Annotated in this window: 18 protein-coding genes; 11 read left to right on the top strand and 7 right to left on the bottom strand. The window is 67.0% G+C overall.

The genetic code is table 11. The features are described 5' to 3' along the window. The first annotated feature begins 22 nt into the window (after nt 1-22). Both ASC94_RS15090 and ipdC read left to right on the top strand, forming a co-directional pair. The gene (locus tag ASC94_RS15090) at nt 23-418 is read left to right on the top strand and encodes a putative zinc-binding protein (protein WP_056396235.1); all 396 of its coding nucleotides are present in this window, start codon (nt 23-25) and stop codon (nt 416-418) included. Further along, nucleotides 415-2,043: an indolepyruvate/phenylpyruvate decarboxylase gene (ipdC, locus tag ASC94_RS15085; protein ID WP_056396231.1), complete on the top strand. Its 1,629-nt coding sequence runs from the start codon at nt 415-417 to the stop codon at nt 2,041-2,043. Before ASC94_RS15090 ends, ipdC begins: the two co-directional genes overlap by 4 nt. A 196-nt stretch (nt 2,044-2,239) precedes the next feature. On the opposite strand, the gene ASC94_RS15080 is transcribed toward ipdC, so the two are convergent. From ASC94_RS15080 to ASC94_RS15055, 6 genes are all read right to left on the bottom strand, one after another. Next, complete coding sequence (locus ASC94_RS15080) at nt 2,240-2,947, bottom strand: anaerobic ribonucleoside-triphosphate reductase activating protein (protein ID WP_056396229.1); 708 nt, start codon at nt 2,945-2,947, stop codon at nt 2,240-2,242. 1 nt (nt 2,948) lies between these two features. Continuing rightward, the gene (gene nrdD / locus ASC94_RS15075) at nt 2,949-3,131 is read right to left on the bottom strand and encodes an anaerobic ribonucleoside-triphosphate reductase (RefSeq protein WP_056396227.1); all 183 of its coding nucleotides are present in this window, start codon (nt 3,129-3,131) and stop codon (nt 2,949-2,951) included. Nucleotides 3,132-3,165: 34 nt separating this feature from the next. After that, on the bottom strand, nt 3,166-5,181 hold the full coding sequence (locus ASC94_RS15070; protein WP_056396225.1) for a ribonucleoside triphosphate reductase: 2,016 nt from the start codon (nt 5,179-5,181) through the stop codon (nt 3,166-3,168). Between the two features lie 130 nt (nt 5,182-5,311). After that, nucleotides 5,312-5,692, bottom strand: coding sequence for a SirB2 family protein (locus tag ASC94_RS15065; RefSeq protein ID WP_229417280.1), 381 nt, complete (start codon nt 5,690-5,692; stop codon nt 5,312-5,314). A 10-nt stretch (nt 5,693-5,702) separates the two neighbouring features. Beyond that, on the bottom strand, nt 5,703-5,969 hold the full coding sequence (locus ASC94_RS15060; protein ID WP_056396223.1) for a DUF2249 domain-containing protein: 267 nt from the start codon (nt 5,967-5,969) through the stop codon (nt 5,703-5,705). Between the two features lie 64 nt (nt 5,970-6,033). Beyond that, nucleotides 6,034-8,346 (bottom strand): nitric-oxide reductase large subunit, encoded by a 2,313-nt coding sequence (locus ASC94_RS15055; protein WP_056396221.1) that lies wholly within the window; start codon nt 8,344-8,346, stop codon nt 6,034-6,036. A 154-nt stretch (nt 8,347-8,500) separates the two neighbouring features. Between ASC94_RS15055 and ASC94_RS15050 the strand changes: the two genes are divergently transcribed. The 6 genes from ASC94_RS15050 (at nt 8,501) to ASC94_RS15025 (ending at nt 14,557) form a co-directional block, all read left to right on the top strand. Next, complete coding sequence (locus tag ASC94_RS15050; protein WP_082616541.1) at nt 8,501-8,977, top strand: Rrf2 family transcriptional regulator; 477 nt, start codon at nt 8,501-8,503, stop codon at nt 8,975-8,977. Between the two features lie 74 nt (nt 8,978-9,051). Next, nucleotides 9,052-10,314, top strand: a complete 1,263-nt coding sequence (locus ASC94_RS15045; protein ID WP_056396218.1) for a nitrate/nitrite transporter — start codon at nt 9,052-9,054, stop codon at nt 10,312-10,314. Between the two features lie 34 nt (nt 10,315-10,348). Continuing rightward, entirely contained in the window at nt 10,349-11,734 is a 1,386-nt protein-coding gene (locus ASC94_RS15040) for a NarK family nitrate/nitrite MFS transporter (protein ID WP_056396215.1), read from the top strand. Continuing rightward, a complete protein-coding gene (hemN, locus tag ASC94_RS15035; RefSeq protein WP_056396213.1) occupies nt 11,728-13,188 on the top strand; it encodes an oxygen-independent coproporphyrinogen III oxidase in 1,461 nt (486 codons plus the stop codon). The genes ASC94_RS15040 and hemN overlap by 7 nt, the downstream gene beginning before the upstream one ends. Nucleotides 13,189-13,207: 19 nt before the next feature. After that, entirely contained in the window at nt 13,208-13,894 is a 687-nt protein-coding gene (locus tag ASC94_RS15030; RefSeq protein ID WP_056396208.1) for a Crp/Fnr family transcriptional regulator, read from the top strand. Between the two features lie 9 nt (nt 13,895-13,903). After that, complete coding sequence (locus ASC94_RS15025; RefSeq protein WP_056396205.1) at nt 13,904-14,557, top strand: carbonic anhydrase; 654 nt, start codon at nt 13,904-13,906, stop codon at nt 14,555-14,557. A 260-nt stretch (nt 14,558-14,817) separates the two neighbouring features. Here the strand turns inward: ASC94_RS15025 and ASC94_RS15020 are convergent, their stop codons facing one another. After that, the gene (locus ASC94_RS15020; protein WP_056396202.1) at nt 14,818-15,207 is read right to left on the bottom strand and encodes a hypothetical protein; all 390 of its coding nucleotides are present in this window, start codon (nt 15,205-15,207) and stop codon (nt 14,818-14,820) included. Nucleotides 15,208-15,430: 223 nt separating this feature from the next. Here ASC94_RS15020 and ASC94_RS15015 point away from each other — a divergent pair, with 223 nt between their 5' ends. From ASC94_RS15015 to narH, 3 genes are all read left to right on the top strand, one after another. Beyond that, entirely contained in the window at nt 15,431-15,715 is a 285-nt protein-coding gene (locus ASC94_RS15015; protein WP_157201461.1) for a hypothetical protein, read from the top strand. Nucleotides 15,716-15,882: 167 nt separating this feature from the next. Then, complete coding sequence (locus ASC94_RS15010; protein ID WP_056396196.1) at nt 15,883-19,590, top strand: nitrate reductase subunit alpha; 3,708 nt, start codon at nt 15,883-15,885, stop codon at nt 19,588-19,590. Then, a complete protein-coding gene (gene narH, locus ASC94_RS15005; protein ID WP_056396194.1) occupies nt 19,587-21,143 on the top strand; it encodes a nitrate reductase subunit beta in 1,557 nt (518 codons plus the stop codon). The genes ASC94_RS15010 and narH overlap by 4 nt, the downstream gene beginning before the upstream one ends. Nucleotides 21,144-21,172: the final 29 nt, after the last annotated feature.

Raw genomic sequence — 21,172 nt, 5'->3', positions numbered from 1 at the left:
CAACATTAACTAGGAGGGCATCATGAGCCACAAAGACGCGGCGCTGCCGCTGGTGTATTCGTGTTCCGGCTGTTCCAGCGCGGCGCAGACGGCCAATGCCGCCGCGCTCGAACTGGACAGCAGGGGCAGCGCGGAAATGTCCTGCATCGCCGGCGTCGGAGGCGGCGTGGGCCCGCTGGTGCGGCTGGCCAGGTCCGGCCGCGTCATCATTGCCATCGACGGCTGCGCGCTCGCTTGCGTGCGCCATTGCCTGGCGCAGCAAGGCGTGGAACCTACCCACCACGTACTGCTGCCCCAAATGGGCGTGAAAAAGAAGTTCCACACCCACCACGACCCGCAGCAGGCGGTGCGCGTGGCGCGCGCCGTCGAGGCCATGCTGGAGCCTGCTGCCGCCCTCATTGAAGAAACCATTACATGAACCTTTCCACTTCCCTGCTGCGCGCGCTCAAGGCGCACGGCGCGCGCGAGCTGTTCGGCCTGCCGGGCGACTTTGTGCTGCCATTCTTCCAGCAAGCCGAACAGACGGCCACGCTGCCGCTGTACACCCTCAGCCACGAACCGGGCGTGGGCTTCGCCGCTGACGCCGCCGCGCGCTACGGCGGCGGCCTGGGCGTGGCGGTAGTCACCTACGGCGCTGGCGCGCTCAACATGGTCAACGCCGTGGCCGCGTCCTACGCCGAGAAGGTGCCGCTGGTGGTCATCTCCGGCGCGCCGGGCGCGCGCGAGCGCGGCAACGGCTTCCTGCTGCACCACCAGGCCCGCAGCCTCGATTCGCAGCTGGCGATTTTCCGCGAGATCACCTGCGACCAGGTGGTGCTGGATAATGCCGCCGAGGCCCCGGCGCTGATCGCGCGCGCATTGGCCAACTGCCTGGCGCAGTCGCGGCCCGTCTACATTGAACTGCCGCGCGACATGGTGGCAGTGCCGTGCGCGCCGGTTCCCATGTTGCCGCCGCCCGCCGCCCATCCGGACGCCGTGCGCGCCTGCGCCGCCGAGGTGCTGCGCCGGCTGGCCGAAGCGCAGCGTCCCTTGCTGCTGGTCGGTATCGAGATCCGCCGCTACGGCATCGAGCACAAGGTGGCGCGCCTGGCGCGGCTGCTGCGCGTGCCGGTGGCCACCACCATCATGGGGCGCGGCCTGCTGGCGGACGAGGATGCCCCGCTGCTGGGCACTTATCTCGGTGTGGCGGGCGATCCGGAAGTCACCCGCGCGGTGGAGGAGGCCGATGCACTGTTGATGCTGGGCGTACTGCTGTCCGACACCAACTTCGGTGTGTCGGCGCGCAAGATCGACATGCGCGGCAGCATACAGGCGCTGGACGGGCAGGTGGCGCTGGGCCACCACGTCTACCCGGATATTCCGCTGGAGGCGCTGGTGGATGCCCTGCTGGCTGCGGGAGAGGCGCTTGCTGCGCAGGCGCCGCCGCACAAGGCGGTGCGCTATCCGCGCGAGCTGCGCGCCGACGGCGGCCCGGTGGCGCCGATGGACATCGCGCGCGCGGTCAATGATGCGCTGGCCGTTGGCGGCCCGATGCCCATCGTTTCCGACATCGGCGACTGCTTCTTCACCGCGCTCGATATCGACGGCGGCGGGCTGCTGGCGCCAGGCTACTACGCCACCATGGGCTACGGCGTGCCGGCCGGGCTGGGGCTGCAGGCGTCCACCGGGCGGCGGCCACTGATCCTGGTGGGCGACGGGGCCTTCCAGATGACGGGCTGGGAGCTGGGTAATTGCCGGCGCTACGGCTGGGATCCGGTGGTGATCGTCTTGAACAACTGCGGCTGGGAGATGCTGCGCGCCTTCCAGCCTGAGGCGCGGTACAACGATCTGAGCGACTGGCGCTTTGCCGACATGGCGGCGGCGCTGGGCGGGGATGGGTATCGGGTGGAGACGCGCGGACAGCTGAAGGCAGCGCTGGACCGGGCGCTGGACACGCGCGGACGGTTCCAGCTGATCGAGGCCATGCTGCCGCGCGGCGCGCAGTCCGATACCTTGGCCAGGTTTGTGCAAGGAGTGAAGCGGCTGCAGGCGCAGGCTGTTTAGGCGCGGCAGCGGCGGGTTACGCGGGGCACGCCCCGCTAACCCGCCCTACGTCATTCGACATGGTGCGTGTCGTTCCGGGGCGGGCGACGGCTCCCATTTGCCTCGCGTGCCACGTCGTGGCGGGCCACGTTGACGCCGTGTGCCCGTAGGGCGGGCTAGCGCGCAGCGCGTAACCCGCCGCAGCACCGCCACCGCCCTAATGCGCCAGCCGCAGCATAAAGCGCGGAAAGCGCGGCGCCAGGCCGGCGGCCAGCGTCTCATCCGGATAACCCGGCACCGCGCCGCCGTTTAGCGCCGCGTCGCGGCAACCTGTGGCGCGGAACTGCTGCAGCACGTAATTCCGCACGCCCATGTCCGCCAGCGTGGCCGCCAGCCGCTCCAGCGCGGCAGGGGGCAACAGCCCTGAATGCGCCGTGGTGCGGCACTCATACTCCACGCCGCTCTCCAATATGGCACGCACGCATTCCTGCGCGTGGCGTCCGCTGCCAGGCACGCCGGTCACGCTGGCATAGTCCTCGAACGGCGCCTTGACGTCGAACCCGACCCAGTCCACCAGCGGCAGCAAGCGCTTGAGCCGCTCCGGATAGATGCAGGCCGTATGCAGCCCCACCTTGAACCCCAGCGTGCGCACCTGCCCGATGGCGGCAGGCAGCAGCGGATCCGTGGTCGGCTCGCCGCCGCTGAACACCACGGCATCGAGCAGCCCCGCCCGCGCGGCCAGCCGCTCCAGCAGCCGGGGCCACGAAAGGGGGCTGGTGCGGGGCCGGGCCTGCAGCTCCGGATTGTGGCAATAGCCGCAGCGCCAGGGGCAGCCCTGCACGAACACCACGGCGGCCAGCTGGCCGGGATAGTCGGTGGCCGAGAACGGCGTGTAGCCGCCCACGTTCAGCTGTCCGCCGTCCATCCTAGTGCGCCGCCGCTTCGGTGAAGTACTGGCGTTCGTGGAACTCGCCCTGCTTGCCGATGTTGAACGACGACAGCGGACGGTGGTAGCCCATCACGCGGGTCCAGATCTCGCACGGCTGGCGCTCGCTGTCGTCCAGCATCAGGCTGCGGGTGGTGGCGAGGACGTTGTTGGTAGCTTGCATGGTCTTCCTTTCAGTGGGTGGATAAATCGAGGCCTCAGGCGGCCAGCTTGCGTGCGATGAGTTCATCGTCGCACTTGGGGCAGAAGGGGTGACGTCCGCTCAGGTAGCCGTGCTTGGGACAGATCGAGAACGTGGGCGTGACGGTGATGTAGGGCAGGCCGAAGCGGCTCAGCGAGCGCTTCACCAATGTCCGGCAGGCGTCCGCGCTGGACAGCGCTTCGGTCATGTACAGATGCAGCACCGTGCCGCCGGTGTACTTGCGCTGCAGCGCGTCCTGCTGCTCCAGCGCCTCGAAGGGATCGTCCGTGTAGCCGACCGGGAGCTGCGAGGAGTTGGTGTAGTAGGGCATGCCGGCAGTGCCGGCCTGCAGGATGTCCGGGTAGCGCTTGCGGTCTTCGCGGGCGAAGCGGTAGGTGGTGCCCTCGGCCGGCGTGGCTTCCAGGTTGTACATATGGCCGGTCTCCTCCTGGAATTCCAGCATGCGCGCGCGTACGTGGTCCAGCAGGCGCAGGGCGAAGGCGCGGCCGGCTTCGGAGGTGATGTCGTCCGCGCCGCCGCTGAAGTTGCGTATCATCTCGTTGATGCCGTTCACCCCCAGGGTGGAGAAGTGGTTGCGCAAGGTGCCCAGGTAGCGCTTGGTGTAGGGGAACAGGCCGTTGTCCATGTGGCGCTGGATCACCTTGCGCTTGATCTCCAGGCTTTGCTTGCCCAGCTCCAGCAGCACGTCCAGCGCGGCCAGCAGCGCGGCCTCGTCGCCCCGGTGCAGATAGCCGAGGCGCGCGCAGTTGATGGTGACCACGCCCAGCGACCCGGTCTGCTCGGCAGAGCCGAACAGCCCATTGCCGCGCTTGAGCAGCTCGCGCAGGTCCAGCTGCAGGCGGCAGCACATGGACCGTATCATGTTCGGCTTCAGTTCTGAGTTGATGAAGTTCTGGAAGTAGGGCAGGCCGTAGCGCGCCGTCATCTCGAACAGCAGCTCGGCGTTCGGACTGTGCCAGTCGAAGTCCGGGGTGATGTTGTAGGTGGGGATGGGGAAGGTGAAGGCGCGGCCCTTGGCGTCCCCCGCCATCATCACTTCGATGTAGGCGCGGTTGATCATGTCCATCTCGGCCTGCAGCTCGCCGTAGCTGAATGGCATGGGTTGGCCGGCGATGTGCGGGATCTGTTCGCGCAGGTCTTCCGGACATACCCAGTCGAAAGTGAGGTTGGTGAACGGAGTCTGGGTGCCCCAGCGCGACGGCACGTTGAGGTTGTAGATCAGTTCCTGCATGGCCTGTTTCACGGCCGCGTAATCCAGGCCGTCGTTGCGCACGAAGGGCGCCATATAGGTGTCGAAGGAGCTGAACGCCTGCGCGCCGGCCCATTCGTTCTGCAAGGTGCCGAGGAAGTTGACGATCTGGCCGATGGCGCTGGACATGTGGCGCGGCGGCGCTGACTCCACCTTGCCGGGCACGCCGTTCAGGCCTTCGTTGAGCAGGGTGCGCAGCGACCAGCCGGCGCAATAGCCGGCCAGCATGTCAAGGTCGTGGATGTGCAGGTCCGCCTCGCGGTGGGCCTGGCCGACGGCGGGCGGGTAGACGTGGTCCAGCCAGTAGTTGGCGATCACCTTGCCGGACACGTTCAATATCAGGCCGCCCAGCGAGTAGCCCTGGTTGGCGTTGGCGTTCACGCGCCAGTCCTGTCGGTTCAGGTATTCGTTCACGGAGGCCACCACGTCGACCAGCGAGCTGCGGTCCTGGCGCAGGCGGCGGTGCTGCTCGCGATAGACGATGAAGGCGCGCAGCGTGGCGCGGTGGCCGCTTTCGTACAGCGCGCGCTCCACCTGGTCCTGCACATTCTCGACGTCCAGCGCTACGTCCAGCGCGGCCGGCTGGCGCTGCGTGCCGATGTAGGTGAGCACGAGCTGGGTCAGCTGGGCAGCGGTGCCGGCGTCGAATTCGCCGCTGGCTTCCCCGGCGCGGCGCAGCGCCGAGTGGATCTTGGCCGGGTCGAAGGGCTGGCCGGTACCGTCGCGCTTGATGATGCTGGTATGGGGTGATGCGAAGAGCACATGTCCTCCTTGGCTACTAAATGTGGTGTGAGCGCTCAGATTAGGCACTGGATGTAGTGGGGTCAACAGCTGCGGGCGCTGTTTTTGAATTTCTTGATATGGCTTAAGGCCGGTCCTACAGCAGCCGTGGCTACAGGGGCCAGGGCTGCTTGGTGAGGGCGACAGCGATGATGTAGGCCAGCGTGGCCAGGGCGGTCAGCAGCGCGGCGCGCCTGCCCGCCAGGGTGCGGGCGCGCTTGAGGGCGAAGGTGCCGAGCACGATGTAGACCACCACCGCCGTCAGCTTGGCGGCCAGCCACGGCTGCACCAGCGGCGACTGGCCGGTGGTGACGGCCAGCGTGACTGCGCTGGCCAGCAGCAGCGTGTCGATGATGGGCGGCAGGATGCGCGTCCAGCGCTGCCCGGTCCAGGCGGCGCCGCACCACATGCCCGCGCCGCGCAGCGCGAACAGCGTGACGCTGGCCGCGACGCAGCTGACATGGATCAGCTTGAGCACATGGTAGTCCATCATTCTCATTCCTTCATTCTGCCACGATCAGGAAGTCGATCAGGATCTCGCCCGGTGTGCGGGACACGTAGGCCGCGCGCACGCGCGGACCGAACACCTGGTCGATCTGGCGCAGCAGCGGCAGCGGGTCGTGGTCGTTACAGAAGCGCATGCACTCGCCGGGCTGCAGCGCCTGCAGCGCGCCGAAGATGGCCGCGTGGCGGAAGCGCTTGGACACGCCGCGCGCGTCGAAGGGATAGGTGCCGGCGACGGCGGTGGGAGTGGAACAATCGTGGGACATGGCGAAACTCCTTCAGCTTGGGTAGGGGATGGGGACGGCGGCTGGGCGCCGCCCCCGGGATGAATCAGGACCGGCTGGCCTTGGCGGAAGCGGCACCGGCTACGGTACCGGCAGCGGCAGCGGCACCGGCCGCCGCTGCGCGCGGCTGGCCTGCGCGCAGCAGGCGCCAGGCGAACAGCGCCAGGAACAGCGTGCCGGCGGCAAACACCACGTCGCCCGGAACGCGCAGCCACACCAGGGTTTCCATCAGCGGCGAGTGCACCACTTCAGGCGAACGGGCGAACCACATGCCGGTGCTGATGCTGGCCCAGGCCTGGTAGATGCCGGCCGGCGTGAGCGACAAGAACACCATCATCGCCAGGCCGATGTTCAGGCACCAGAACATGGGCTTGAGCAGGCGGTCCGACCAGGCCAGGCGGTCGCTCATGCCGCGCAGGCAGAACAGCAGCAGGCCGATGCCCAGCATGCCGTACACGCCGAACAGCGCGGCGTGGCCGTGGGCGGCCGTCATGTTCAGGCCTTGCATGTAGTAAAGCGCGATCGGCGTGTTGATGGAGAAGCCCAGCAGGCCGGCGCCCACCGTGTTCCAGAAGCCCACCGCGATGAAGCACAGGATGGACCAGCGGTAGCTGGCCACCCACGGCGCGGCCTTGCTGCGCTGGTAGTTGCGCCATGCCTCGATGCCCAGCATCGACAGCGGCACCACTTCCAGCGCCGAGAACATGGAGCCGATAGCGATGACGAACGTCGGCGTGCCGGTGAAGTACAGGTGGTGCAGGGTTCCCAGGATGCCGCCGAACAGGAACACGATGGTTTCCAGCACGATGGCGCTGTTGGCGGCGGCGGCGCGGATCAGGCCAAGGCGGACGAACAGCAGGGCGATGACGGCGGTGGCGAACACTTCGAAGAAGCCCTCCACCCACAGGTGGACCAGCCACCAGCGCCAGTACTCGACCATGGAGTAATGCGTGCCGCGGCCCCAGGTGAGCGAAGTGGCATAGAAGCCGCCGATGCACAGCGCCGACAGGAACACCATCACGATCAGCCCACGGCTTTCCGAAGGCTTTTTCAGCGCGGGCCACAGGGCGCGGCCCAGCAGCGTGACCCAGAACAGCAGGCCGACGAACAGCAGCACCTGCCAGACGCGGCCCATGCTGGTGAATTCCAGGCCCTGGTTGCCGAGCCAGAAGGCGAAGGCGCTGCCCTTGTGTTGCAGGGTGCCGAGCCAGCCGCAGGCGGTGGAGCCGGCCACGATGAACAGCAGCGCGTAGAACAGCACGTCCACGCCCAGCTTCTGGTACTTCGGCTCATGGCCGGAAATGGCGGGCGCGATATACAGGCCGGTGGCCAGCCAGGCGGTGGCGATCCACAGCACGGCGAACTGGGTGTGGATGGTGCGGCTCACCACGAAGGGCAGCACGTCGGCCAGCGGCAGGCCGAAGAAGCTCTGGCCCTCGACCGCGTAGTGGGCGGTGATCACGCCCATGCCCACTTGCGCCAGGATCAGCGCGATGACCACGAAGAAGTACTTGCGGGTGGCGCGCATGGATGGCGTGGGCGCCAGCTTGAGCAGGGGATCGGCCTTGGCCGGGGCGGGATCGGCTTCCTCGCTGCTGCGGGCGTGGAACATCACCATGGCGGCGATGGCGCCCAGCATCAGCACGATGGAGGCCACCGACCAGATGCCGGCGCTGGCGCTGGGGCGGTTGCCCACCAGCGGTTCATGCGGCCAGTTGCTGGTGTAGCTCAGGCCGGCCTCCCCGGGACGGTCGGTGGCGGCGGCCCACGCGGACCAGAACACGAAGGCCGGCAGCGCGGCCAGTTCCTCGGGATCGGTAAGCGAGTTCGCGCTCATGGCGTACTGCGTGCGCAGCGCGTCCAGCGAGCGGTCGTCGCCAAACAGGCCGGTGTAGTGGCGCGCCACTTCCAGCACCGCGTCGGCACGGTCCGGCGAAAGCACGATGGCGCCGCGTCCCGCATCATAGGTATTGCGGCGCAGCTCCTCCTGCACGCGCGCATCCAGCGCGGCCTGGGCCGGCTTGCCGAGCGACTCGTACGGCGCCTCGTGTTCGCGCTGCGCCCAGATCTGGCGCAGCGCCAGCGCTTCGCGGTGCAGCCAGTCGGCCGACCAGTCGGGCGCCACGTAGCTGCCGTGGCCCCAGACGGTGCCCAGCTGCTGGCCACCGGCCGACAGCCAGGCCTGCTGGCCGCGCTGCACCTGGCCTTCGGAATAGAGCAGCCGGCCTTCGCTGCTGATGATACGTTGCGGGATGGGCGGGGCGGCCAGGTAGATCTCGGCGCCGACCCAGCCCAGGACGGCAAAGGACAGCGCGCAGATGACTGCGAGCCAGGTCCAGAGTTTGCGCGTAGCGTGCATGATTTCCTCGGTATGGTTGGTTGGAACAGTGCGATTTTTGGCCAACCGGCGAAAACAAGCAAAATGAATGCAGCTTTTCTTGATCTGGGTTATGTCCGGGGTTTCCAGGCGGGGGAATAATGGCGCCAACGCTAACGAGGCCAAGGAGCCCGCCATGAAATTGAGCAGTTACACCGACTACACGCTGCGCACGCTGATGTTCCTGGCCCGGCGCGGCGGCGAACCCGCCACCATCCAGGACATCGCCGACCTGCACGGCCTGTCGCGCCACCACCTGGGCAAGGTGGTGATGGACCTGGCGCACGACGGCATGGTGCGCACCTGGCGCGGCCGCGGCGGCGGCATCACGCTGGGCGTGCCGGCGTCGGCCATCAACATCGGCGCGGTGGTGCGCCGCACCGAGACCGGCTTCGACATGGCGGCCTGCTTCAACGCTACCGACCGGGTCTGCGCCCACCAGGGCTGCTGCGGCCTGAAAGGCGCGCTGGAGGCAGCCACCGCCGCCTACCTGGCACGGCTCGACGCGCTCACCCTGGCCGACCTGGTACCCTGCGCGCCGCCCCCCGCAAGCCCGCCCCCGGGACTAGTCATTTCGAACGAGGCGGCTAGCCTTTTTGCATTGAGCCGATAACCCTCCGGCCAATATCCGCGCGCCGCGCCGCCGCGTAACCTGACGTCATCCGATAGTCTGTCAGGGAGAACAAGGTGGCAATCAATAACAAGGAAGGCACAGCGGTCCGCGTGCTGGCCAGCAGCACGTTCGCATTCACCATCTGCTTCGCAGTGTGGATGATGTTCGCGGTGCTCGGCATTCCCATCAAAAAATCGCTGGGCCTGAACGAAACCCAATTCGGCCTGCTGGCCGCGATGCCCGTGCTGAGCGGCTCGCTGGTGCGCGTGCCGCTGGGGATCTGGTGCGACCGCTACGGCGGCCGCATCGTATTCTTCCTGCTGATGCTGGCCACCGTGCCGGCCATCTACCTGATCGGCCTGGCCACGGAATACTGGCAGTTCCTGGCCCTGGGCCTGATGATAGGCCTGGCCGGCGGCTCCTTCTCGGTCGGCACGCCCTACGTGGCGCGCTGGTTCCCGAAAGAGCGGCGCGGGCTGGCCATGGGCATTTTCGGTGCCGGCAACTCCGGCTCGGCGCTCACCAAGTTCGTCGCCCCGGCCATCATCGCGGCCTGGGGCTGGCAGTCGCTGCCCACCGTGTACGCGGCCGGCATGCTGATCACCGCCATCGCGTTCTGGCTGTTCAGCGCCACCGATCCCTCGCACAACGTGCCCGGCACGGTCAGCTTCGCCGAGCAGATGAAGGTGCTGAAAGACCGCCGCGTATGGCGCTACTGCCAGTACTACTCGGTGGTGTTCGGCGGCTACGTCGGCCTGGCGCTGTGGATGACCAAATACTACGTGGCCGAATACGGCTTCGACCTGAAACTGGCGGCGCTGCTGGCGGCCTGTTTCTCGCTGCCGGGCGGCGTGCTGCGCGCCCTGGGCGGCTGGATCTCGGACCGCTACGGCGCCTACCAGGTCACCTGGTGGGTGATGTGGGTGTGCTGGGTGTGCTTCTTCCTGCTGTCCTATCCGCCCACCTCGATGGTCGTCAAGACCGTCAACGGTCCGCTGCAGATGGACCTGGCGCTCACGCCCTGGATGTTCACCGGGCTGCTGTTCGTGGTCGGCATCGCCATGGCCATCGGCAAGGCCTCGGTCTTCAAGTTCATCGGCGACGAATTCGCCGACAACATCGGCGCCGTGTCCGGCGTGGTCGGCCTGGCCGGCGGTCTGGGGGGCTTCGTCCTGCCCATCATGTTCGGCGCGCTGCTGGACCTGACCGGCGTGCGTTCCAGCGCCTTCATGCTCTTGTACGGCACCGTGTGCGTCTCGCTGGTGTCCATGCACTACTCGTTCGGCCGATCCGGCTCGCCGGCCGCCGCCATACCGCCGCTGGCGAAAGCCGCCTAATTCAACGCTGCTAATCCTCGATTCAGGAGAAATCATGAGCAAATATCTAATCAGTACCTGGGAGCCCGAAGCACCGTCCTTCTGGCGCGACGGCGGGCGCGACACCGCCAACCGCAACCTGTGGATCTCCATCCCGGCGCTGGCACTGGCCTTCGCCGTCTGGATGGTGTGGAGCGTGGTGGTGGTGAACCTGCCGGCCATCGGCTTCCAGTACAGTACCAACCAGCTGTTCTGGCTGACCGCGCTGCCCGGCCTGTCCGGCGCCACGCTGCGCATCTTCTACTCCTTCATGGTGCCCATCTTCGGCGGGCGCAAATGGACCACCATCTCCACCGCCTCGCTGCTGATACCGGCCATCGGCATCGGCTACGCGGTGCAGGACGTGAACACCGGCTACCCCACCATGCTGGTGCTGGCGCTGCTGTGCGGCCTGGGCGGCGGCAATTTCGCCTCCTCCATGGCCAACATCAGCTTCTTCTTCCCGAAATCGCAGAAGGGCTACGCGCTGGGCATGAACGCCGGCCTGGGCAACCTGGGCGTATCGGCGGTGCAGTTCGTGGTGCCGCTGGTGATCACCATGGGCGTGTTCGGCGCCATCGGCGGCGAAGCGCAGACCGCCGTCAAGAACGGCCAGAGCACCACCCTGTGGCTGCAGAACGCCGGCTTCATCTGGGTGCCCTTCATCGCCGTCAGCAGCCTGCTGGCATGGTTCGGCATGAACGACCTGGCCTCGGCCAAGGCTTCCTTCGCCGACCAGGCCGTGATCTTCAAGCGCAAGCACAACTGGCTCATGTGCTGGCTCTACACCGGCACCTTCGGCTCCTTCATCGGCTACTCGGCCGGCTTCCCGCTGCTGATCAAGACCCAGTTCCCCGACGTGAACCCGCTGCAGTACGCCTTCCTCGGTCCGCTGGTGGGCGCGCTGGCGCGCGTGGTGGGCGGCATCATCTCCGACAAGCTGGGCGGCGCGCGCGTCACCGTGTGGACCTTCGCCGGCATGATCCTGGCCGTCTACGGCGTGCTGCAGTTCCTGCCGCACGACGGCGTGGCGGGCAACTTCAACGGCTTCTTCTGGATGTTCATGCTGCTGTTCGCCGGCACCGGCGTGGGCAACGCCTCCACCTTCCGCATGATCCCCGTGATCTTCCTCACCGAGCGCCAGCGCGCCGCAGCCGGGCAGCCCAAGGCCATGCAGGAGCAGGCCGTGATCGAAGCGAACAAGGAAGGCGCGGCAGTGCTGGGCTTCACCTCGGCGGTGGCGGCCTACGGCGCCTTCTTCATCCCCAAGAGCTACGGCACCTCGATCGCGCTGACCGGCGGTCCCGGCGCGGCGCTGTGGTGCTTCATCGCCTTCTACGTCAGCTGCATCGCGCTCACGTGGTGGTGCTATGCGCGCAAGAACGCGGCCATGCCATGCTAACCATCCCCATCACCCCCTCGGTCGAATTCGACGCGGCGCTGGTGCGCCGCCTGACCCAGGCTGGGCCGCGCTACACCTCCTACCCCAGCGCGGACCGCTTCCAGTCCGGCTTCGGCGAGGCGGACTACCGCAGCGGCGTCGCGGCCCGCCGCGCCGGGGCCGAAGCTGGAGCTGGAGCTGGAGCTGGAGCTGGGCAGGCGCGTGGCCTGTCCCTGTACGTGCACATCCCGTTCTGCCAGTCGCTGTGCTACTACTGCGGCTGCAACAAGATCATCACGCAGGACCGCAGCAAGGCGGTGCAATACCTGGACTACCTGGAGCGCGAGATTGAACTGCAAGGCGCGCTGTTCGCCGGCATGAACCGGGTCGAACAGCTCCACTTCGGCGGCGGCACGCCCACCTACCTGGACGACGCCCAGATGGACGGCCTGCTGGCCTCCCTGCGCAGCCGCTTCGCGTTCGCCGCCGACGAGGAAGGCGAATTCTCGGTCGAGATCGACCCGCGCACCGTCACTCCCGAGCGCATGCACGTGCTGCGGCGGCAGGGCTTCAACCGGGTCAGCCTGGGCATCCAGGACTTCGACCCGGCGGTGCAGCGCGCCGTCAACCGCGTGCAGCCCTACGAGCAGACCGCCGCCGTGCTGGCAGCCGCGCGCGACGCCGCTTTCCGCTCGGTGAGCGTGGACCTGATCTACGGCCTGCCGTGCCAGAGCCCGGCCAGCATGGCCGTCACCCTGGAGCAGGTGATAGGCCTGAAGCCGGACCGCCTGGCGCTGTACAACTACGCCCACATGCCGCACCTGTTCAAGTCGCAAGGCCTGATCGACGCGGCCACCTTGCCGGACCCGGAAACCAAGCTGACCATGCTGGCGCTGTGCATCGAGCGCCTGACGGCGGCCGGCTACGTCTACATCGGCATGGACCACTTTGCGCTGCCGGAGGACGACCTGGCGCGCAGCCAGCGGGAAGGGCGGCTGCACCGCAACTTCCAGGGCTATTCCACCCACGCCGAGAGCGACCTGGTGGCGCTGGGCGTGTCGGCCATCAGCTCGGTGGGCGGCTGCTACAGCCAGAACGAAAAGTCCATATCGGCCTACTACGCCGCGCTGGATGCGGGCCGGTTGCCGGTCGCGCGCGGCGTTACGCTGGACGTGGACGACCACCTGCGCCGCAGCGTGATCGGCAAGCTGATGTGCGACTTCGAACTGGACTTCGCCTCGCTCGATGCCAGCCAGCCGGCCATCCCCGGCGGCGCGGCCGCCTACTTCGCCCCCGAGCTGGAACGGCTGCGGCCCCTGGAACAACAGGGCTTGCTGCGCATGGACAGCGCAGGCATCCAGGTCACGCTGCGCGGGCGGCTGCTGATCCGCAATATCTGCATGGCGTTCGACCGCTATCTGCACGCACAGGCCGACACCGGCCCGCCGCCACGGCGCTATTCCGCCACGATTTAGGGCGGCGCAGGAGACCACTATGGACCGAAATAAAATCAAACCGCAAACGTTTTTGTCGCGGGTTCCGCTGTTCAATACCCTGCAGGACGAAGAGCTGGACCGCATCGCGCTGGGCTGCACCGAACTGCGCGTCGAGCGTGGCGACCTGATCTTCCAGCGCGGCGACCCGTGCACCGGCTTCCACGTGGTGCTGTACGGCCGCGTCAAACTGGCCTTCCACTCCGCGCACGGCGCTGAGAAGGTGATAGAACTGATCGGGCCCGGGCACAGCTTCGGCGAAGCGCTCATGTTCATGAACAGCCCCTACATCGTCACGGCGCAAGCCACCGAAGACAGCTTGCTGCTGCACGTGGCCAAGCCGGCCATCTACCGCGAGATTGAAAACGCGCCGGCCTTCGCCTGCAAGATGCTGGCGGGCCTGAGCCAGCGCATGCACAGCCTCATGTCCGACCTCGAATCGTACGCGCTGCGCTCCGGCACCGAGCGCGTGGCCGCCTTCCTGCTCAAGCAGCCCTCGCAGGAAACGGCCGGCGAAGTATCGCTCACGCTGCCGGTGTCGAAGGCGGTGCTGGCCTCGCGGCTCAGCCTCACGCCGGAGCACTTCTCGCGCATCATGGCCGAGCTGAGCGCGCGCCACCTGATCGCGTTCAAGGGCAGGCGGGTGGCGATCCTGGACCCGGCCGCGCTGCGGCAATGCGCAGGTTGAGGAGGGCGCATGCAAGACATTGAAAAATTCGTACAAGGCTTCGGCCGTTTCCAGCAGCGCTACTTCGGCGACACCCACGGGCTGTACGACAGCCTGCGTGCGCGCCAGACGCCGGGCACGCTGCTGATCGGCTGCTGCGACTCGCGGGTCGACCCCATGCTGCTGACCGGCAGCGACCCGGGCGACCTGTTCGTGGTGCGCAATATCGCCAACCTGGTCCCGCCGTGCACCCCGGACGCGCCGCCCGGGGTGAGCTCGGCGATCGAATTTGCCGTATGCAATCTCGAAGTGGAGCGGGTGATCGTGCTGGGCCACGCGCGCTGCGGCGGCATCCGCGCCCTGATGGGGCCGCGCCAGCCGGCGGCCGAGACCGACTTTGTCGGGCGCTGGATGAAGATCGCCGAACCGGTGGCGCGCCAGGTGCGGCAGACGCTGGGCCACCGCGGCCAGGACGAGCAGCACAAGGCCTGCGAGCTGGCCAGCATCTTGCATTCGCTGGACAACCTGCTGACCTACCCCTGGATCAAGCGCCGCGTCGACGAAGGCAAGCTCAAGCTGCACGGCTGGTACTTCGACATCGAATGCGGCGCCCTGATGGCCTACTCCGCCCGGCGCCAGCAATTCCTCCCCCTGGTCTGCCCCCTGACCCGCCCCCCTGATTAGCCCACCCTGATTAGCCAGCCTGAGCCGCATTTCCCCCACTTCGGGGTCTGACCCCGAAGTGGGGGAAATGCGGCTCAGGTCGCTAGGCTGCCGAGCCTGGTTCCGCGCGCAGCGGCGGCGGGCGAAGTTGTCAGTGGGCAAGCGCCAGAACGGCTGCTCCCGAATGAAACGCAGCGCGTCAAACGAGCTCTGCCGCATTTTCCTGAACTCGGGGTCTGACCCCGAATGGGGGCGAAATGCGGCTGAGGTCGCCTGGGAAATCAGGCTGGTTGAGCGTGTAGGAGTTGTCCTTGGCGGTCGAAGGCGAGCATCCAGTCGAGCTGGCCGTCCTGGATGGCGCGCAGCATGCGGCGCAGGGCTTGCTCGACCGTGCCGGCGGGCGGCTGTGTGCCCGCTGCGCCGGATAGCGCGCTTACCATCACCATGTCCCATTGCGCGCCGATGTCGGCCGCTTCGCCGGCCAGCTGGGCGAAGCTGGTGACTTCTTCGGGCGCTTTGTCGGCGCACATGACCGGGATCAGCGTTTGCGGGGCGTCCGCGCCACGGTGGCCGGGCGCGGCTTCGGCCATGCTGAAGGCGAACAGCAGGCGCTGCGGCTGCTCCTGGGCGGCGGCGGCGGCGAGCAGGTCGTCGAAACTGGCGATTTTCATGTGGTTTCCTTGTCATTGTTTGCTGTGGGATGCCGCGCGCGGCGGCCATGCCGTAGGTATATCCCAGCCGCGCCCGCGCGGCTATAGGCGGTCGGCACGAGGGGGACTAGGCATTTCGCACGAGGCGCCGCGCCGCCCGGCTGCGCTTGATGCACATCAAGGCGCCGCGCGGCCGCGCTGCCGACAATGGCGGCGCGGGCACATGCCCGTTTTTGAAGGAGTCATGATGTTCAGATCTCATAGGCCCGCGCCGCTCGGCCTGGCGGTGCAGGCGGCCTCGCTGGCGGCGCTGGCCGGCATGCTGCTGCTGGAGTGGCGCGCGCATCCGGCATCGGCCCCGGCATCGGCGCCGGCCGCCCTGTGCATGGCGTCCTCAGCCACCGTTCACGCCGGGCGCGGCGCGGCGCCCGCCGGCGGCCCTTGCGTTTGCGCTCAGCCCGCGCTGCCGCACCGCGCCGGCACCGCACCAGCCGTACCCGCATGCAGCCCGTCCGGCACGCCATCCTAGTCACAAAGGACTAGGCAGGCTACTCCTTCTCGCTCTGCCGGAAGCACTTCTTGCCGATATCCAATAGGGCGCCGTATTCGTAGACTGCTTCCATCGACGGCTGCATGCATGTTGCGTGCAGCGGTGTTTATTTCCCGGCGCCCCAGCGGCGCCAGCGAGGAGCCAGCATGAGTCATTTTTTGGATCGCCTGAATTTCTTCAGCAAGGCCAGGTCGACCTTTTCCAACGGCCACGGCGCCGTGGTGGACGAGGACCGCACCTGGGAGAACGCTTACCGCCAGCGCTGGCAGCACGACAAGATCGTGCGCTCCACGCACGGCGTTAACTGCACCGGCTCCTGCAGCTGGAAGGTGTATGTGAAGAACGGCCTGATTACCTGGGAAACCCAGCAGACCGATTATCCGCGCACCCGTCCGGACCTGCCCAACCACGAGCCGCGCGGCTGCCCGCGCGGCGCCAGCTATTCCTGGTACGTCTATTCGGCGCAGCGCGTGAAGTATCCGATGGTGCGCGGCCGCCTGATGGAGATGTGGCGCGAGGCGCGCGTGACCATGGACCCGGTCGCCGCCTGGGAGTACATCAGCCAGGACCCGGCCCGCGCGGCCAGCTACAAGACCGTGCGCGGCCAGGGCGGCTTCGTGCGCGCGTCGTGGGACGACGCCAACGAGATGATCGCCGCCGCCAACGCGTTCACCATCAAGAAGTACGGCCCGGACCGCATCGTCGGCTTCTCGCCGATTCCCGCCATGTCCATGGTCAGCTACGCCGCCGGCACGCGCTACCTGTCGCTGATCGGCGGCGTGGCGCTGAGCTTCTATGACTGGTACTGCGACTTGCCGCCGGCCAGCCCGCAGGTGTGGGGCGAGCAGACCGACGTGCCGGAATCGGCCGACTGGTACAACTCCACCTACCTGATGGTGTGGGGCTCTAACGTGCCGATGACGCGCACGCCCGATGCCCACTTCTACACCGAGGTGCGCTACAAGGGCACCAAGACGGTGGCCGTGTCGTCCGACTTCGGCGAGATGGCCAAGTTCGGCGACATCTGGCTGGCCCCCAAGCAGGGAACCGACGCCGCCCTGGCCATGGCGATGGGCCACGTGATCCTGAAGGAGTTCCACACCGCCGGCCAGTCCAAGTACTTCAAGGAATACGCCAAGCAGTACACCGACTTCCCCATGCTGGTGCTGCTCAAGGAGCACAACGGCCACCTGGCGCCGGACTACTTCCTGCGCGCCTCGCACCTGGACAAGAGCCTGGACGAGACCAACAACCCGGAATGGAAAACCCTGGTGATCGACGAGGCCAGTGGCGCTATCGTGGCGCCGGCCGGCTCCATTGGCTTCCGCTGGGGCGAGTCCGGCAAGTGGAACCTGGAGATGAAGCAGGGCGGCAATGGCCAGCCGGTCGATCCGCAGCTGTCGCTGCTGGGCGCAGGCGGCGAGGTGCTGCCGGTGGCCTTCCCTTACTTCGGCGGCAAGGACGCCTCCGATGTCCTGCTGCGCAACGTGCCCGTCAAGCGCATCACGCTGGCCGACGGCAGCACCGCGCTGGTGGCCACCGTGTTCGACCTGACCCTGGCCAACTACGGCGTGGACCGCGGCCTGGGCGGGGGCAACGTGGCGTCCAGCTACGAGGACGATGTGCCCTACACGCCGGCCTGGCAGGTCAAGCACACCGGCGTGAAGGCGGCCGACGTGATCACCGTGGCGCGCCAGTTCGCCGAGAATGCCGACAAGACGCGCGGCAAGAGCATGGTCATCGTGGGCGCGGCGCTGAACCACTGGTATCACATGGACATGACCTACCGCGGCATCATCAACATGCTGATGATGTGCGGCTGTATCGGCCAGTCCGGCGGCGGCTGGGCGCATTACGTGGGCCAGGAGAAGCTGCGGCCGCAAACCGGCTGGACCCCGCTGGCCTTCGCGCAGGACTGGAACCGTCCGATGCGCCAGATGAACGGCACCTCCTTCTTCTACGCCCACACCAGCCAGTGGCGCCACGAGAAGCTGCACACCGACGAAATCGCCTCGCCGCTGGCGGGCGCCGACGTGGCGCCGATGACACTGCTGGACTACAACGCCAAGGCCGAGCGCCTGGGCTGGCTGCCGTCCGCGCCGCAGCTGCAGACCAATCCGCTGGAGCTGACGCGCGCGGCGGCGGCGGCAGGCGTGGCGCCGGCCGACTACGCGGTGCAGCAGATCAGGGACGGCAAGCTGCAGTTCTCCTGCGACGATCCGGACAATCCGGCCAACTTCCCGCGCAATATGTTCGTGTGGCGCTCCAACATCCTGGGCAGCTCGGGCAAGGGCCACGAGTACTTCCTGAAGTATTTGCTGGGCACGCAGAACGCGCTGATGAGCGACGAGGACCACTGCATCAAGCCGCGCGACGTGAAGGTGCGCCCGGCCGCGGAGGGCAAGCTGGATCTGCTGGTGGTGCTGGACTTCCGCATGTCCACCACCTGCCTGTACGGCGACATCGTGCTCCCGACCGCCACCTGGTACGAGAAGGACGACTTGAACACGTCCGACATGCATCCCTTCATCCACCCGTTGTCCGAGGCCGTGCAGCCGCTGTGGCAGTCGCGCTCGGACTGGGAGATCTATAAGGGCCTGGCGAAGAAGTTCGAGGAAATCGGTGGCGCCTGCCTGGGCAAACAGACCGACCTGGTGCTCACCCCGCTGATGCACGACACCCCGGGCGAGCTGGGCCAGCCCTTCGATCCGAAGGACTGGCGCGCCGGCGAGTGCGAGCCGGTGCCGGGCAAGACCATGCCCAACTTCACCGTGGTGGAGCGCGACTACACGCAGATCTACAAAAAGTTCACTTCCATCGGTCCGTTGCTGGAGAAGCTGGGCAACGGCGGCAAGGGCATCAGCTGGAAGACCGGCCACGAGGTGGACGTCCTGCGCGGCATCAACCGCACCGTGCTGGCCGAGGGCGTGAGCCATGGCCAGCCGCGCCTGGATACCGCCATCGACGCGGCCGAGATGATCCTGTCGCTGGCGCCGGAAACCAACGGCCACGTGGCGGTGAAGGCCTGGGATGCGCTGTCGAAGATCACGGGCCGCGACCACACCCACCTGGCGCTGCCGCGCGAGCATGACAGCATCCGCTTCCGCGACGTGCAGGCGCAGCCGCGCAAGATCATTTCCTCGCCCACCTGGTCGGGCCTGGAATCGGAAGAGGTGAGCTACAACGCCTGCTATACCAATGTGCACGAACTGATCCCGTGGCGCACGCTGACCGGCCGCCAGCAGTTCTACCAGGATCACCGCTGGATGCGCGACTTCGGCGAGGGCCTGTGCGTGTACAAGCCGGCCATCAACACCAAGACCACGGCCGCCACGCTGGGCGCCAAGCCGAACGGGAACAAGGAGATCGCGCTCAACTTCATCACGCCGCACCAGAAGTGGGGTATCCACTCCACCTACTCGGACAATCTGCGCATGCTGACCTTGTCGCGCGGCGGCCCGCACGTGTGGCTGTCCGAAACGGACGCCAAGTCCGCCGGCATCGTCGACAACGACTGGATCGAGGTGTTCAACGTGAACGGCACGCTGACGGCGCGCGCCATCGTCAGCCAGCGCGTCCCGGAGGGCATGACGCTGATGTACCACGCCCAGGAAAAGATCGTCAACACGCCGGGCGCCGAGATGTCCGGCATGCGGGGCGGCATCCACAACTCGGTCACCCGCGCCGTGACCAAGCCGACCCACATGATAGGCGGCTATGCGCAGCTGTCGTGGGGCTTCAACTACTACGGCACCGTGGGCTCGAACCGCGATGAATTCGTCCTGGTGCGCAAGATGAACAAGGTGGATTGGCTGGAAGGTCCGCTGGTGGAAAAACAAGGGAGCAAAGCATGAAAATTCGCGCACAAATCGGCATGGTGCTGAACCTGGATAAATGCATCGGCTGCCATACCTGCTCGGTCACGTGCAAGAACGTGTGGACCAGCAGGGACGGCGTGGAGTACGCCTGGTTCAACAACGTCGAGACCAAGCCCGGCATCGGCTATCCCAAGCAGTGGGAGAACCAGGACAAGTGGAACGGCGGCTGGCGCCGCACGGACGCGGGCAAGATCGAGCCGCGCCAGGGCAGCCGCCTGAAGATCCTGGCCAATATCTTCGCCAACCCCAACCTGCCGCAGATCGACGAGTACTACGAGCCGTTCACCTACGACTACGAGCGCCTGCAGAACGCGCCGCTGTCGGAAACGCCGCCCACCGCCCGGCCCATCTCGGTGCTGACCGGGAAGAAGATGGACAAGATCGAGTGGGGCCCGAACTGGGAGGATGACCTGGGCGGCGAGTTCGCGCAGCGTAGCCAGGACAAGCTGTTCGACAATATGCAGAAGGAGATGTACGGCACCTTCGAGAACACCTTCATGATGTACCTGCCGCGCCTGTGCGAGCACTGCCTGAACCCGACCTGCGTGGCGTCCTGCCCATCGGGCTCGGTGTACAAGCGCGAGGACGACGGCATCGTGCTGATCGACCAGGACAAGTGCCGCGGCTGGCGCATGTGCATCTCCGGCTGCCCGTACAAGAAGATCTATTACAACTGGTCGTCCGGCAAGGCCGAGAAGTGCACCTTCTGCTACCCGCGCATCGAAGCCGGCCAGCCCACCGTGTGCTCGGAAACCTGCGTCGGCCGCATCCGCTACCTGGGCGTATTACTGTACGATGCGGACCGCATTGAAGCGGCGGCCTCGGTGGCTGATGAACGCGACCTGTACCCGTCGCAGCTCGGCCTGTTCCTGGACCCGCACGATCCCGCCATCATCGAGGAGGCGCGGCGCCAGGGCATCCCGGACGCGTGGCTGGAGTCGGCCAAGCGCTCGCCGGTCTACAAGATGGCGGTGGAGTGGAAGGTGGCTTTCCCGCTGCATCCCGAATACCGCACCTTGCCCATGGTCTGGTACATCCCGCCGCTGTCGCCTATCCAGGCGGCGGCCGAATCGGGCAAGCTGGGCCGCAACGGCATCCTGCCGGACACGCAAAGCCTGCGTATCCCGGTGCAGTACCTGGCCAACCTCCTGACGGCGGGCGACCAGGCGCCGGTGGTCCGTGCGCTGGACCGCATGCTGGCCATGCGCGCCTATATGCGGGGCAAGAGTGTGGAAGGCGTGGAGCTACTGGATGTGCTGAAGCAGGTGGGCCTGGACAAGGCCACGGTGGAGGACATGTACCACATCATGGCCATCGCCAACTACGAGGACCGCTTCGTGATCCCGAGCAGCCACAAGGAAATGGCCGAGGACAGCTTCAACGAGAAGGGCAGCTGCGGCTTTAGCTTCGGCAATGGCTGCTCGGACGGCGTGAGCGACGCCAGCCTGTTCGGCAAGCGCAAGCACGGCTCCACCATTTTCGTGTCCATGCCCAAGTCGCGCAAGAAGAAGGAGGCCCTCGATGTTTGATCCCGCCAACGACACCGCCGTTGCGGACA

The organism is Massilia sp. Root418 (genome assembly GCF_001425265.1).
Lineage (GTDB): Bacteria > Pseudomonadota > Gammaproteobacteria > Burkholderiales > Burkholderiaceae_D > Rugamonas.
The sequence above is the reverse complement of the archived record's forward strand: the minus strand, read 5'-3'. Positions and strand labels throughout refer to the sequence as shown.